The organism is Mycobacterium simiae, from assembly GCF_008370645.1.
GTDB lineage: Bacteria > Actinomycetota > Actinomycetes > Mycobacteriales > Mycobacteriaceae > Mycobacterium > Mycobacterium simiae_A.
The window spans coordinates 1-13,712 of sequence record NZ_VTZN01000051.1; the positions used below are offsets into that span (position 1 = coordinate 1).

13 protein-coding genes are annotated in these 13,712 nt (G+C 66.1%); 2 read left to right on the top strand and 11 right to left on the bottom strand.

Annotation, left to right across the window (positions count from 1 at the left end; all coding sequences use genetic code 11):
* The coding region (locus tag F0Q45_RS10570; protein ID WP_149653908.1) for an aldehyde dehydrogenase family protein at positions 1-1,279 on the top strand (1,279 nt) is incomplete at its 5' end.
* The gene (locus F0Q45_RS10575) at positions 1,279-2,055 is read left to right on the top strand and encodes a 3-oxoacyl-ACP reductase (RefSeq protein ID WP_149653909.1); all 777 of its coding nucleotides are present in this window, start codon (positions 1,279-1,281) and stop codon (positions 2,053-2,055) included. The genes F0Q45_RS10570 and F0Q45_RS10575, both read left to right, overlap by 1 nt.
* 380 nt (positions 2,056-2,435) lie before the next feature.
* Here F0Q45_RS10575 and F0Q45_RS10580 read toward each other — a convergent pair whose 3' ends face one another.
* From F0Q45_RS10580 to F0Q45_RS10635, 11 genes are all read right to left on the bottom strand, one after another.
* Complete coding sequence (locus F0Q45_RS10580; protein WP_373424952.1) at positions 2,436-3,620, bottom strand: PPE family protein; 1,185 nt, start codon at positions 3,618-3,620, stop codon at positions 2,436-2,438.
* 1,072 nt (positions 3,621-4,692) lie between these two features.
* Positions 4,693-5,928, bottom strand: coding sequence for an alkaline phosphatase family protein (locus F0Q45_RS10590; RefSeq protein WP_149653912.1), 1,236 nt, complete (start codon positions 5,926-5,928; stop codon positions 4,693-4,695).
* Between the two features lie 21 nt (positions 5,929-5,949).
* Entirely contained in the window at positions 5,950-6,690 is a 741-nt protein-coding gene (locus F0Q45_RS10595; protein ID WP_149653913.1) for a DUF6390 family protein, read from the bottom strand.
* Between the two features lie 4 nt (positions 6,691-6,694).
* Entirely contained in the window at positions 6,695-7,834 is a 1,140-nt protein-coding gene (gene hypD / locus F0Q45_RS10600) for a hydrogenase formation protein HypD (RefSeq protein ID WP_149653914.1), read from the bottom strand.
* Between the two features lie 16 nt (positions 7,835-7,850).
* Positions 7,851-8,123 carry a HypC/HybG/HupF family hydrogenase formation chaperone gene (locus F0Q45_RS10605; protein ID WP_149653915.1) on the bottom strand — a complete coding sequence of 91 codons (273 nt, stop codon included), beginning with the start codon at positions 8,121-8,123 and terminating at the stop codon, positions 7,851-7,853.
* A 15-nt stretch (positions 8,124-8,138) separates the two neighbouring features.
* Positions 8,139-9,248: a hydrogenase expression/formation protein HypE gene (hypE, locus tag F0Q45_RS10610; RefSeq protein ID WP_149653916.1), complete on the bottom strand. Its 1,110-nt coding sequence runs from the start codon at positions 9,246-9,248 to the stop codon at positions 8,139-8,141.
* Positions 9,245-9,916: a D-sedoheptulose-7-phosphate isomerase gene (locus F0Q45_RS10615; RefSeq protein WP_188112867.1), complete on the bottom strand. Its 672-nt coding sequence runs from the start codon at positions 9,914-9,916 to the stop codon at positions 9,245-9,247. Before F0Q45_RS10615 ends, hypE begins: the two co-directional genes overlap by 4 nt.
* Complete coding sequence (locus F0Q45_RS10620) at positions 9,916-10,632, bottom strand: HypC/HybG/HupF family hydrogenase formation chaperone (protein ID WP_149653918.1); 717 nt, start codon at positions 10,630-10,632, stop codon at positions 9,916-9,918. Before F0Q45_RS10620 ends, F0Q45_RS10615 begins: the two co-directional genes overlap by 1 nt.
* Positions 10,629-12,962 carry a carbamoyltransferase HypF gene (hypF, locus tag F0Q45_RS10625; RefSeq protein ID WP_149653919.1) on the bottom strand — a complete coding sequence of 778 codons (2,334 nt, stop codon included), beginning with the start codon at positions 12,960-12,962 and terminating at the stop codon, positions 10,629-10,631. The genes F0Q45_RS10620 and hypF overlap by 4 nt, the downstream gene beginning before the upstream one ends.
* Position 12,963: 1 nt before the next feature.
* Positions 12,964-13,215, bottom strand: coding sequence for a HypC/HybG/HupF family hydrogenase formation chaperone (locus F0Q45_RS10630; protein WP_149653920.1), 252 nt, complete (start codon positions 13,213-13,215; stop codon positions 12,964-12,966).
* A gap of 2 nt (positions 13,216-13,217) precedes the next feature.
* The gene (locus F0Q45_RS10635) at positions 13,218-13,706 is read right to left on the bottom strand and encodes a hydrogenase maturation protease (RefSeq protein ID WP_149653921.1); all 489 of its coding nucleotides are present in this window, start codon (positions 13,704-13,706) and stop codon (positions 13,218-13,220) included.
* Between the last annotated feature and the right edge of the window lie 6 nt (positions 13,707-13,712).

The following is a 13,712-nucleotide window of genomic DNA, read 5'->3' on the forward strand; positions in this document are numbered from 1 at the left end:
GGTGCAACGGGCACGAGCGGCGCAGCGGCGCTGGGGGCGGTTAGCGCCGGCCGAACGGGCGGCGGGCCTGCGCGCATTCGCCGCTATGGTCGACGCCCACCGCCACGAGCTGGCCCAGTTGGAAGTACTCAATTCGGGACATCCCATCGCCTCCGCAGAGTGGGAAGCCGGCGCCGTCCGCGACGTGCTGCAGTTCTATGCCGCCAGCCCGGAACGCTTGTCCGGCAGGCAGATTCCCGTCGCAGGCGGCATCGACGTCACCTTCAACGAACCGATAGGTGTGGTCGGGGTGATCACGCCGTGGAACTTTCCGATGGTGATCGCGTCCTGGGGCATCGCGCCGGCGCTCGCCGCCGGCAACGCGGTGCTGGTTAAGCCCGCCGAGTGGACGCCGCTGAGCACCATGCGGCTCGCCGAGCTGGCCGTCCAGGCCGGGTTGGACCAAGACCTGCTGCAGGTGCTGCCGGGCCAGGGTGCGGTGGTCGGAGCGCGATTGGTGACCCACCCCGACGTGCGCAATATCGTATTCACTGGATCTACCGAAGTAGGCCGAAAGGTATTGGAGGAAGCGGCTGTTCAGGTCAAGCGGGTCACCCTGGAGTTAGGTGGCAAGAGCGCCAACATTGTCTTTGCCGACTGCGACCTGGAGCACGCGGCCGCGACCGCGCCAGCCGGAGTGTTCGACAACGCCGGACAGGACTGCTGCGCGCGAAGTCGAATCCTGGTGCAGCGCAACGTTTACGACCGTTTCATGGAACTGCTCGAGCCAGTGGTGCAAAGCATCGTCGTCGGGGACCCCGGCTCGCGCGACACCCAGATGGGCCCGCTGGTATCTGCAGCGCACCGCGCCAAGGTAGCCTCCTATGTGCCCGACGACGCTCCCGTGGCGTTTCGCGGCTCGGCACCGGCGGGGCGTGGATTCTGGTTCGCGCCAACGGTTCTCACGCCCCAACGAACTGACCGTGTCGTCACTGAAGAGATCTTCGGCCCGGTGGTGACGGTGTTACCATTCGACGACGAGGACGATGCTGTCACGCTGGCCAACGACACCGCATATGGGTTGTCCGGATCGATCTGGACCAACAACCTCTCCCGTGCGCTGCGCGTGTCCCGGGCTGTTGAGGCCGGCAACCTCTCGGTGAACTCGCACTCGTCGGTCCGCTTCAACACGCCATTCGGGGGTTTCAAACAGTCGGGTCTGGGCCGTGAGCTCGGGCCGGACGCGCCGCTGCACTTTACCGAGACCAAGAACGTGTTCATCGCGATGGGGGAGGGCTAATGGTCGATTTGAGCCGGCGGCTGGCAGGCCGGGTTGCCGTCATCACCGGCGGTGGCAGCGGCATCGGGCTGGCCGCAGCCCGCCGCATGCACGCCGAAGGGGCGATGATCGTCATCGGCGATGTCGACGCCGACGCGGGAGGCGCGGCCGCGGAAGCGCTTTCCGGTCTTTTTGTGCCAGTGGATGTTTCCGACGAGGACGCGGTCAACAAGCTTTTCGACACCGCCGCCCACGCCTGCGGCGCCATCGACATCGCATTCAACAACGCCGGCATTTCGCCGCCTGAGGACGATCTGATCGAAAGCACTGAACTCGCTGCGTGGCAACGTGTTCAAGACGTCGACCTCACGTCGGTCTACCTGTGCTGCCGGGCCGCGTTGCGGCATATGGTGCCCGCCGCCAAGGGCTCGATCATCAATACCGCCTCGTTCGTTGCGGTGATGGGCTCCGCGACGTCGCAGATTTCCTATACCGCCGCCAAGGGTGGGGTGCTGGCCATGTCGCGCGAGCTCGGAGTGCAGTTCGCCCGCCAAGGCATCCGGGTCAATGCGCTGTGCCCCGGCCCGGTGAACACGCCACTGCTGCAAGAGCTTTTCGCCAAGGATCCCGAGCGGGCGGCTCGACGGCTGGTGCACGTGCCGTTGGGCCGCTTCGCAGATCCCAACGAAATCGCCGCTGCAGTAGCATTTTTGGCCAGCGACGACGCATCGTTCATCACCGCGTCGACATTTCTGGTTGACGGTGGCATCAGCGCCGCCTATGTCACTCCACTGTAGAGTTGCCCATGAGCTACGACGGTGGACCGGGACCGGATGACGCCGATCCCAGCGCAGCGTGCGCTGCCGAATCGATCATCCCGCTTATCGCAGCCGCGTGGCGGCGCTGCGATAACCCTCGCGAATACCGTGTTTTCTGGATCTACTGACGTTTCCGTCGGCTGGATTTCATGCGGCGCAGCCGGGTGGTGGTGGGCAGAGTCCGCCTCAGGTCAGCAGCGCTATGGCGATGAGCGCGGCGGGGCTGTGCTGGGACTTTCAATTGGCCACCAGCGGGGACATCAAACTGGCCGTTGACACCTCAAACGAGGTTGATAACGTACCAGTCCACGGCACATGCGTTGAGTGTTCTCGGACGGTTTGTTGCCATTGCTATTTGGTTACCCGCCCGAGAGCGGGCGTGTCATTACGGTCAGACGCACACCGTATCGGGGTGCCATGCCGCCACGGCCTGTTCCGGTCATCTGCATCCCGGGAAGTCCGGGCATGCCGGGGGCGGTACCCTCGTCGGAGGGCAGCGTTGTCAGCGGGGTGGCCTGTAGCGCCTTGATCGTCGTGACCTTAGGTTCGGTCCAGCTGGGCGGAACCGACATTTGCCCAATTCTGTTGCCGCTGGTTAACTCTGCTGCGATCGGGCCCAGCTCGGCGCCCAGCGCGGGCTCGCCACCGAGTACGGCGAGCGCGTTTGGCACAGCTTCCGCGGCGGCCGCGGCTGCGTGGGGAAGTATGCCCAAAGTGTCTTCAGTGCCAATGATCCCGCTGGTCATCGATTGGAGGTTTTGCATCGAACCGATCGTCGCGTAGAACGTCAGCAGGCCGTCGAGAACAGCAAAGTCGTCGGCCAGGAGGGAGGGGAAGGGGATCATGTTGATCAGCTCTCCCAGCGGTATCAGGATTGCTGAGAGTTCCGGCGCGATCGGCAAGAGCGCAATACCTATGGCCTCGATCAGATTTCCCAGCCAGTTGCCGCTGCCAGCGGCACTGTTGGCGGCGGAATTGGCGACTGCGGCGCTTTGTGCGCCCAGGCCGGCGAGGTTGGTGGTCTGTTGCGGGGAAGTAAAGGGCGTTAACGTTCTTGCGGCGGCAGAGGTGGAGGAGTAGTTCGTCATCACGGTCGCGTCAGTGGCCCACATCTCGGCGTATTCGGCCTCGGTGGCGGCGATTGCAGCCGTGTTTTGGCCGAAGAAGTTCGTTGTAATCAATGCCGTGAGCTGCGCGCGGTTGACGGCGATGGCCGGCGGCGGCACCGTCAGCGCGAATGCCTGCTCGTAGGCGGTGGCCGCGGCCGCGGCCTGCATCGCCGAGTGTCCTGCTTGTGTGGCAGTGGCCTCCAGCCATTCAACGTAGGGAAGTACCGAGGCGACCATTGCAGCCGAAGATGCACCGAGCCATTGGAAGCTGGTCAAGTCTGCGATCATCGCCCGGTAAGACTCGGCGGCGGAGTGCAATCCAACCGACACGCTGTTCCAGCTTGCCGCGGCGGCCCTGAGCGAGGCCGACCCGGGGCCGGTGTACATCCGGGTCGAGTTAATCTCCGGCGGCAACATTACAAAACTCATGAACAATGCTCCATGCCTCGTGAATGGATCTGATGACATCAGTGGCACCAGTGGTTGTAGATGAGTCGGCGCCGGAAGTGATTAGTCCGGGGTGCAACGACCGGCGCCGGGTTTGCGGGGTGTTCGACTTCGGTTCAGGTGCTGATGGGCTCACTGACTCTTGCTTAGCAGGTATGGCTTGATGTGAAGCGCTGGAGAAATTAGCCAAGCAGTATCCGATCCATCGCATTTACCCCAGACAGGGAAATGAATGAGGCTGATCAGAGAGCCGTCCCGCTGGCGAGAACGAAGACGTAGCGCACCAGCTCACGGCGTATCGGGTGCGCGGTCGTCTAACAGTGTGCCATTGTTAACTGTGACCTGGGGACCGTAGTTTGTCGTTCACTTCGTAGTCGTGAACGGATCAGCTTGAAACTGGGCGGGTGTCCAACCCTGCTCATCTGATTCTCTGCTCATCTTCATTGAGAGTCCTTTCGAAAAGCTCTGCTTCAGGATAGTTAGATGCCGTGTTAAATCTGTGTACACAGCGGTGGTGAAGGCCGTTAGATTGCGCAGTAGATATCCGAATACTTGACAAACAGGCACTAGTTGACTCCCATGTCTGTCGGCCGCCTGAAGGGATCGGGGCGGGTGAAATGGCTAACATCGTTGCTGAGGGCTCCATGAGAGAGGATTGGTCACAACCTATTTGGTCGAAAGCCCTGGTGGCGCACCAGAGGGCAGGAGAACGAGGTGGCGGCCCGGTGATCCAACAGACGACGAGCCGTCGTGGCCTGGGCTCTGGGGATCGTCGTATTGTCGCCGCTAACGGTTTTGGTGGTCGAAGCGATGCCTAACCGGCAGTGCACATTGACAACTTCCGCACAGGAAGCCCACAGCATGAGGGAATTTCCACCGGGGCTGCTGCAAATCCCTTCCGCCTATCCCCGATATCGGGGTGCCTTTCAACAAGACAGGCCCGGTGTCGCGTGTCGTGCGGTGACGCGTGACGCTCGGCCTGGTGATCAAGACGACAAGAGCCGGATGAGTCGAGCGGCTCACGTCCGGATCTGTGGGGGCGGGGGGCTTTGCACGGAGTTCAGGTGAACTGAGGGCTTCTCGGCGGGAACCCAAGTATGCGCAGTGGATTTGGGGCGAGTTCATCCTTGGGTTCGTGCTCAACCCGGTGGATCGCGTTCCTCGGCTGGGGTTTGGAACTAGCGGGAAACACGATCAACGGGATTGCCATCTCGGCGGCAGTGGCCCCGCCGTGAAAGCCGATGAGGCGAGCCGTTTCCGGAGGTTCGTGACCGGTTGCCAACACGGCTGTGTCGCTGCTACAGGTGACCACTACGTCGCCGATCCGCGGCAAGTTCCGCGGATGGACCGGGCCGAACATTGCGGTTGCTACCGCCTCCTCGCGGCTGCGCACATCGGCCCAGCCGGAAAGCACCTCCGTCCAGGTGGCCAGCACATCGGCGGTGGCGCCGGGCAGCGTGTGCAGGTAGCGCACCCGCGGTTCGCCGGCCACCACCCGGATTCCCGCCGTCAGCCGCGGGTCGGCATCGAGATCGACGCGGGCATCCGCCGCGACGTTGAGGCCGCCGTGGTCGGCGGTCACCAGTAGCACCGTGTCGGCGGGCAACCCCGCCACCAGCCGGGTCAGCAGGGCATCGACACTGGTTGCCGCGGCGTGCCACTGATCGGAGCCGATGCCGAACACATGGGCCGCAGTGTCGAGTTCGGCGGTATAGCCGTAGACCAGTCCGGGGGCCGCGCTCAGCTCGTCGATGATCTGCTCGGCGTAGTCCTGGGCGTGCCTCGTCGGACGGAACTGGGCGCCGCGGTAGGCGGCGGCGGTGAGGCCGCTGCCCAGGAACCACTCCGGCAGCACGACGCGTGCCGGGACCCCGTGCTGCGTTAGTCGCTCGAACCAGGTTGGCAGCGGCTGCCATTGGGTGTGCGGTGGGTCGTCGCGCCACCGAATGTGGTTGAGCACCCGGTCGGTGCCCGGGATTTTAAGGGTGAAGCCCAGGATGCCGTGCTCACCTGGCTCGGCTCCGGTGCCCAGTGATACCAGACTGGTCGGTGTGGTGGACGGGAAGGCGCAGACGAGCTGGCTGAGCCGCCCGGTGGCTCCGGTCAGTACCGAGGCGAGCAGCGGTGCGTCGCAGGCCAATTCCGGAAGCAGGTGCCAGCCCATCCCGTCAACCAGGACGACCAGGACGCGCTCGACCCGGCCGACATGGTCCACAACACCCAGCTTGTCGGCAACTCCGGAAACCCCGAGCAGTGCCGCCGCGCTGGGCAGCACGTCGCGGATCGAACCGGGCATGATGGCCAGTCTGGCATGACGCTACCCACGTGATAGGCGTTGGCTGGTCACACGCAGCTGTCGGTAGGTGCTGTCGGCCAGTGAGCGCACCTGGTCTGGTTGCAGCCGGCCGCATAGCCGGCCCCAATGCACAGCGACGTCATCGCCGGCGGCGACGTCCGGAACGGCGCTGTACCCGTCGGCCCACACGTCCAGCGCTCGTGCCGAAGGCTCGGACAACGTCAGCGTCGCGCCGTCCCACGCCAGCCGCCGACACGAGATTTCGACGACATCGCCGGTGCGGGAAAGAACTGTGCCCCAAGTGATCCGGCAGTTATCCAAGACACTCAACGGGTGCTCGTCCACGCCCCGCCCCAGAAACCGAGTCCACGGATAAACACCGAACACATGAAAGCTGTGATTGGCGGCGGCCTCGTCGGCCAGCTGCGGTGTGAGGTGCGACCAGTAACGTCCCGCCTGGGGGCCGATGATGGCGAGCAGTTCCGCGAAGAACCGGCCGAGCTCCAGGTCGGCGCCGACGCCGCCGCCGAGCCAATACGATTCGACCAGCCGGTAGTCCAGCGGGTCCGCGATACCGGTCAGCCGCGCCAGCACCCGCAAGTACGGCCAGGCGCCCGTAAACTTCGTCGCTGCGGCTCGCACCTCGTCGGCCGAGCCGTCGCGCAACGTAGCACCCAGCGGGGGACCGCAGTAACCCAAAGCGTTGGGCGCATAGGCGTACCGGGCGAACATCTCCGCGCCCAGGATCGCTGGGCTGGCCATCCGTTTACGCCAGTCCCGAGGACCCCACCAGTTTGGCGGCGTCACGGTGCATGCGCCCGAAGTTGTAGTAGGCCGCACATGCTCCCTCCGGGGACACCATGCAGGTGCCGATCGGTGTCTCCGGGGTGCACGCGGTACCGAAAACCTTGCACTCCCAGGGCTTGAGCACGCCCTTGAGCACCTCACCGCACTGGCACGCCTTGGGGTCGGCCACCCGCACGCCGGGCATCGCGAACCGCAGTTCGGCGTCGAAGTCGGCGAAGTCGTCGTGTAGCCGCAGCGCGCTTTGCGAGATGAATCCCAGTCCGCGCCATTCGAAGTGCGGGCGCAACGCGAACACCTTGCCCATCAGCGCCAGCGCGGCCGGGTTGCCCTGCTCGGACACCACCCGCTTGTACTGGTTTTCCACCTCGCAGCGGCCCTCGCGGATCTGACGCAGCAGCATCGCGACCGACGCCAGGATGTCCAGCGGCTCAAACCCGGAGACTACCAACGGTTTTCCGTACACCTGCGGCACAAACCGGTAGGGCCGGTTACCGACGACGGTCGAAACATGGCCGGGACCAATGAAACCCGACAGCCGCAAGTCCGGTGATTCCAGGATGGCCTTGATCGGCGGCACAATCGTGACGTGGTTGCAGAACACACTGAAGTTGGGTAGCTCCAGGTCGCGGGCCCGCACCAGGGTAACCGCCGTCGAGGGTGCGGTGGTCTCGAAGCCGATCGCGAAGAACACCACCTGCTTGTCCGAGTTGTCGATCGCAATCTTGAGTGCATCCAGCGGCGAATAGACGAAGCGCACGTCAGCGCCGCGTGCCTTGGCGTCCAGCAAGCTGCCGTTCGAGCCGGGCACGCGCATCATGTCACCGAAGCAGGTGAAGATGACGTCGGGCTGACCGGCCAGCCACATGGCGTCGTCGATGCGTCCCATCGGGATCACGCACACCGGGCAGCCGGGGCCGTGCACCAGCTCAACGTTGTCGGGCAGTAGATGTTCGATGCCGTGCCGGTAGATGGTGTGGGTGTGCCCGCCGCACACCTCCATGAACTTGAAGTGCTGGGGGCCGGAGCCGGCCAGGTGCTCGATCACCGTCAGTAGCTTGCGCGCTGCGGCCGGGTCGCGGAATTCGTCAACGAATTTCATGGTGTGCCACCCCTGCTCAGCTGATCGCCGACGAGTCGAAGGCTTGCATTTCGGTGCTGTAGGCGTCGCCCAGCTGCTGGATCGCCGCCAGGGTGAGCAACGCCTCGGTCTCGTCGATCTTGGCCATCGCGAAACCGACGTGGATGAGCACCCAATCGTCGGGTCCGGGCATGTCGTCGTCCAGCAGCCGCACGCTGATTGTCCGCTGCACTCCGCTGACGTCAACCTTCGCCAAATAGTTTGCCGGGTCGGTGATCTCGACGATCCGCCCCGGAATGCCCAGGCACATATCGGCTCCTTCAGGTCAGCAGATTCGCGGCAGCGGATCGCCGACCAGCATGTCGACGATCCGGGTACCGCCGAATCCGGTTCGCAGTATCACGGTTTCGGCGGGTTCGGCGACGATTTCGCCGACTTCGGCGGCATCGGCGCCCAACGGATGTGAGCGCACCGCGGCCAGCCCGGCCTCGGCTTCCTCCGGTGCGACGACGGCGACGAACTTGCCTTCGTTGGCGACGTAGAGCGGGTCGATGCCCAGCAGCTCACACGCGCCGTTGACCATCGGGCCCACCGGAAGCCGCTGCTCTTCCAGCAGCACGCCGAGCCCGCAGGCCTGGGCCAGTTCGTTGCAGACGGTGCCGACTCCGCCGCGGGTGGCGTCGCGCAGCCAGCGGGTCGACGGTGCGGCCGCCAGCAGCAGCTCCACCAACGGGCTGAGTGAGGCGGTGTCGGAACGAATATTGGCCTCGATGGCCAGATCGCCGCGGGCCAGCATGACGGCCATGCCGTGGTCACCCATCGACCCGGACAGCAGCACCTTGTCGCCGGCGCGCACTGCGTCGGCGGACAGCCGCCGCCCGGCCGGGATGAGCCCGGTTCCGGTGGTAGTGATGAAAAGCCCGTCGGCAGTGCCCCTGGGCACCACCTTGGTGTCGCCGGCGACGATCTGCACCCCGGCCTGCGCGGCCGCGGCCGCCATGTCGGCGACGATCTCCTTCAGCTCGGCAATAGGGAAACCTTCCTCGAGCACGAAGGCCGCCGAGATCCAGGACGGCACGGCGCCGGCCATCGCCAGGTCGTTGCAGGTTCCGTGCACGGCCAGGGCACCGACCGAGCCGCCGGGAAAACGCCTGGGCGCCACCACGAATGAATCAGTGGACATGGCGACCCGTTCACCGCTGGGCAACGGGAGCACCGCGGCGTCGCCCAGCGACTCCAGCACTGGGTTGCGGAACGCCTCCACGAACACCGCATCGACCAGGGCCGCCGAGGCCTTACCCCCGGCTCCGTGGGCCAGGGTGACATGGTCGTCGAGCAACCGGGGACGGCGCCGGCGAAACGACTCAATGCGCTCGATGACCTCGCCCTCGGCAAAACGCGGACCCGACGAAAGGTAGTCGCCGGCGCGGCTCATGCCGCCCCTCGATCCCGGCTGCCTCGTTCGTGGACTGCCACCCACAATTGATAGCCCAATAGCGCCTGTGCTTCCTGGATCCGGTGCACGCTTTGGGACCGAACGACAAAGCAGGCGTCCACATTAGGGTTGTCGGCGAAGGCGCCGCCGTCGTATCCGGCGAAGCCGGTGGTGTACAGGCCGCGCTGGTGCGCCTCGGCGAGCGCGGTCAGCAGATTGGGCGAGTTGCCGCTGGTCGACATGGCGATCGCGATGTCGCCGTCGTGTGCGCGGGCGATCAGCTGGCGGGCGAACACCAGGTCGAATCCGACGTCGTTGCCCAGTGCGGTAAGGATCGCCTGGTCGGCGGTCAACGACCAGGCCGGTAGCGGCGTGCCGATCGGGGGCCGGGCGAACAGCCGCGCCAAGGTGGTGGAATCGGTGCAGCTGCCGCCGTTTCCGAAGGTGAACAGTCGCCCGCCGGCGGCGAATCGGCGCGCCATTTCGGTGGCGGCTGCTGCCAATCGGTCGGCGTTGGCTTGCAGGGTGGCGCGGCGCAGGGCCAGGCTTTCGGCGGCCTTCGCCTGCGCCGACGCGGCCAGGTCCGCCAGCAGCGATTCGTGGTCGTCTTCCTGCGCGTCCCCAACGTTCAAGAAGGGATACAGGAAGTTGGTCGGCTCGTCGCTCATCAGGCGTCCTCCTCGAGACGGCTGATCGCCGTGCCCGCGTGCACCAGCACCAGGTCACCGGCCGCGACCGGGCCGACCAGCGTGGTCACCACATCCTCGACGCCGCGACCGGTGCGCACGGCGGCCAGCCCCTCAGCTGAAGCCATCACCACCTCACCCAGACGTCCCTCGTCGCTACAGGTGACGCAAACTTCTTCTACGTATTCAGGTTTGAGCAACCCGGAGTGTTCGAAACACACATGAGTCAGCTCCCACAACACGTGATAGAAGAGCACGAAGCCACCGGTTGCGGGCACCCGCGGATCGGGGTCGTCCAGCCACAACACGTGGTCGGCCGCACCGGCTTTCGGGCGCTCACCGCTACCGATCCACAGCGTGGTCGCACCCCAGGCCGGGCTGCGGCGCATGATCGATGCCACGTCGGGGTGGTCGGCACCGGCGACCGCGACCACGATGTCGCCGGGGCGCACCGATATCCGCACCAGATCCACCAGATCGGGTCCGGTCAACGCCACCGCCGGAAGTGCCCGCTTGCCCACGATCACCGGATGCACGAACTCCACCGCGATGTGCAGGGCATGCGGCTCCCACGCCGGCGCGATCGACCACATGGTGGCGCCCGCGGCGAACCGCTTGGCCAGCGTGAAGGCGGCTTTGGCTAAATCCTGGGCCAGGCCGGCGTCAAGTCCACGATCGATGGCGGTCAGCGGCGTCATTGGCCAGCCTCCGGTAGCCCGGTCAGCATGGACACCACCGCCTGACCAAGCGCCAGCCCGCCGTCGTTGGGCGGAACGCTGTGGTGCGTCAGCACGTCAAACCCAGCGCGCTGCAGGCGTTCCCGGCACCCGCGCAGCAACAGCACGTTCTGGAAAACACCACCGGTTAGGCCCACCAGCCGCACCTGGCCAGCCACTTGGGCGACTACCCTGGCGACGGCGTCGGCGACCGCGTGGTGGAAACACGCTGCCAGCATCGCCGGTTGGGTGCCGGCACGCAAGGCGGACACCAGCGTTTGCACCATGGTGGCCGGATCGATGACCCCGTCGGGCCGCACGGCCAATGGCAGCGCCGGCCCAAGATCCGCGGTGGCCGACTCGGCCAGTGCTTCGAGTTCGATGGCGGCCTGACCTTCGTAGTCGATCCGGTGCCGTACCCCCAGTAGGGAGGCGACCGCGTCGAACAGCCGGCCCATGCTCGAACACGGCACACAGCCGGTGCCACTCTCCAATTGCGAATGGACGAGCCGTAGTTCGTCCGGCGTCGCCGCCGCGACCGGCGCGAGATCCGGGCTCCAGTCGAGGCCGGCCATCCACAACTGCGCCAGCGCCATCCGCCACGGATTGCGCACCGCGGCGTCGCCGCCGGGCAGCGGCCCCGGCAACAGGTGCCCGGCCCGGACGAAACGGTGGCTATCGCGCCCGAGGACCAAAATCTCGCCCCCCCAGATCGTCGCGTCGCACCCGTAGCCGGTGCCGTCGAAGGAGACTCCGACGACGGGCTCGCCGAGGCGCCCGTGTTCGGCCAGCAGCGACACCACGTGCGCATGGTGGTGCTGCACCACATCGAGCGGCCGATCGCCGGCGTGGCGCTCCGCCCAGCTGCGGGTGTGATACCCAGGATGCAGATCGGCAGCCAATCGCTGTGGCTCACCGCGTATTTCGCTGAGCTGGCGCACCGCGCGCTCGAATGCGCGCAGCGTCTCCCAGCTGGCCATGTCGCCGATGTGTCCGGACAGGTAGGCGCGACGGCCGTCGGTGAGGCAGCACGTGTTCTTCAGTTCCCCGCCCACCGCCAGGACGGCCGGGCCGTCACGCCCGAGGTCCACCGGCAGCGGCGCATAACCGCGGGACCGCCGGATAGGCAGCTCATGGTTGTCGACCACCCGAACCACCGAGTCGTCACAGGGCACGTGGATGGGACGGTCATGGTCGAGCACCGCATCGCACAGCGCCCGAAGACGCTGCGCGGCATCAGTTTCGGTGAAGCAAATCGGCTCGTCGGAACGGTTGGCGCTGGTCAACACCAGCGCATCGGGCACCGGGCCGCGGTGACCGGGCACCGGCGCCAGCAGCAGATGATGGATGGGGGAGTAGGGCAACATCAAGCCCAGCAGCGGGCTACCGGGCGCCACGGCGTCCGCGACCGGCGCATCCAGCCGGCGGCGCAGCAACACGATGGGCCGGGCGGCGCTACACAGCACCGCTGCCTCGGTGTCGTCGACGTCGGCGTAGCGGCGGGCCACCTCCAGGTCACGCACCAGCATGGCGAATGGCTTGGCACCCCGCGCCTTTCGGGACCGTAGCGAGCGCACCGCCGCGTCGTGGTCGACCACACAGGCCAGGTGGTAACCCCCGATCCCCTTGACGGCGACCACCGCACCTGCCGCCAGCGCCTGCTGGGTGGCGGCCAGCGCGGCGTCGGAGCCGCTGACTTGCCCGGCCTCCGAACGGAACCACAGCGACGCGCCGCAGTCCGGGCAAGCGATGGGTTGGGCGTGGAATCGGCGGTTCGTGGGATCGTGGTATTCGGCGGCGCAGCGTTCGCACATGGCAAACGCAGCCATGGTGGTGCCCGGCCGGTCGTACGGCAGGGTGCGGATGATGGTGAACCGCGGCCCGCAGTTGGTGCACGTCACGAATGGATGGCGGTAACGGCGGTCGTGCGGGTCGAACAATTCGGCGATGCAGTCGTCGCACACCGCGACATCCGGCGGAATCGGTGTCGCCGCACCATCGACCGTCTGGCTGGCCACGATCCGAAAGCCGGATGGGCAGTCGCTTTCAGCCGCGATGTCGGTCACCGAGAGCGAGCTGATCCGTGCCAGCGGCGGCGCCTCGGCGCGCAGTCGACGAGCGAACTCGTCCAGGTGGGCGCGGCTGCCCTGCACTTCCAGGAAGACCGCCGCCGAATCATTGCCGACGAATCCGGCCAAGCCCAGGTCGCTGGCGAGCTGATGGACGAACGGGCGAAAACCCACCCCCTGCACCACACCGGTGATGGTGAAGTGCTGCCGGATATCGTCGGACCGCAGCAGGAAACGGGTCATGTCAACCGCCGGCGGGGCTGCGGCCCCGCCCCATCAGCTCCAGACCGGCCATCGCCTGTTCGGCCCCAGCCCGGTCCGTCTTCTCGACAACGAAACCCATATGGATGATCACCCAGTCGCCGGGGCAGAACTTCTCGTCCGGCAGCATGCCGACGTTGACCCTGCGCTGCTCACCGGCGACGTCGACCAACGCCAGCTGTCCTTCGTAGCCTTCGAGCATCCGGATCACTTGGCCGGGGATACCCAGACACATGCTCACGTCTCCTGGTTGATCGTGGCTGTTCGCAGGGCCGTGACGATGTCCTCGACCGCCCGCGCGGCGCGCGGTACAGCCTTGGCGACGGGTGCGCTAAGTCCTATACCTTCATCGACGTTACCCGCCTCGCAGCCGACGATGACGGTGTAGGGCGGAGCGCCTCCTAACGCCCGCAGACTAGCGAACACCGTGGCCGGATCCATACCGTGCGCGTCCAGGCCCGGCGGATCTGGCCACGATTGCTGATCGGCCTGGAACACATGCAAGGTGCCCGGACTGCCGCGGCTGGGCACCGCGTCGACAAGGACCAACGTGTCCCACCCCTCCAGCAGGTCGTAGGCCAGGTGCATGCCGCGGATGCCGTAGTCGATGACCCGTACATTCGGGTCCTGCTGCGGGACATCGGCCTGCCGGACCACCTCGGAGCCGAAACCGTCGTCCCCCAGAAAGATGTTGCCGATTCCGGCTACCAAGATGCGCGCCGCCATCAGTGT

Excerpts from the sequence above, each read along its gene's own strand:
- F0Q45_RS10575 (WP_149653909.1), top strand. The coding sequence starts at position 1,279 with ATGGTCGATTTGAGCCGGCGGCTGGCAGGCCGGGTTGCCGTCATCACC.
- F0Q45_RS10590 (WP_149653912.1), bottom strand. The coding sequence starts at position 5,928 with ATGCCCGGTTCGATCCGCGACGTGCTGCCCAGCGCGGCGGCACTGCTC.
- F0Q45_RS10595 (WP_149653913.1), bottom strand. The coding sequence starts at position 6,690 with ATGGCCAGCCCAGCGATCCTGGGCGCGGAGATGTTCGCCCGGTACGCC.
- hypD (WP_149653914.1), bottom strand. The coding sequence starts at position 7,834 with ATGAAATTCGTTGACGAATTCCGCGACCCGGCCGCAGCGCGCAAGCTA.
- F0Q45_RS10605 (WP_149653915.1), bottom strand. The coding sequence starts at position 8,123 with ATGTGCCTGGGCATTCCGGGGCGGATCGTCGAGATCACCGACCCGGCA.
- hypE (WP_149653916.1), bottom strand. The coding sequence starts at position 9,248 with ATGAGCCGCGCCGGCGACTACCTTTCGTCGGGTCCGCGTTTTGCCGAG.
- F0Q45_RS10615 (WP_188112867.1), bottom strand. The coding sequence starts at position 9,916 with ATGAGCGACGAGCCGACCAACTTCCTGTATCCCTTCTTGAACGTTGGG.
- F0Q45_RS10620 (WP_149653918.1), bottom strand. The coding sequence starts at position 10,632 with ATGACGCCGCTGACCGCCATCGATCGTGGACTTGACGCCGGCCTGGCC.
- hypF (WP_149653919.1), bottom strand. The coding sequence starts at position 12,962 with ATGACCCGTTTCCTGCTGCGGTCCGACGATATCCGGCAGCACTTCACC.
- F0Q45_RS10630 (WP_149653920.1), bottom strand. The coding sequence starts at position 13,215 with ATGTGTCTGGGTATCCCCGGCCAAGTGATCCGGATGCTCGAAGGCTAC.
- F0Q45_RS10635 (WP_149653921.1), bottom strand. The coding sequence starts at position 13,706 with ATGGCGGCGCGCATCTTGGTAGCCGGAATCGGCAACATCTTTCTGGGG.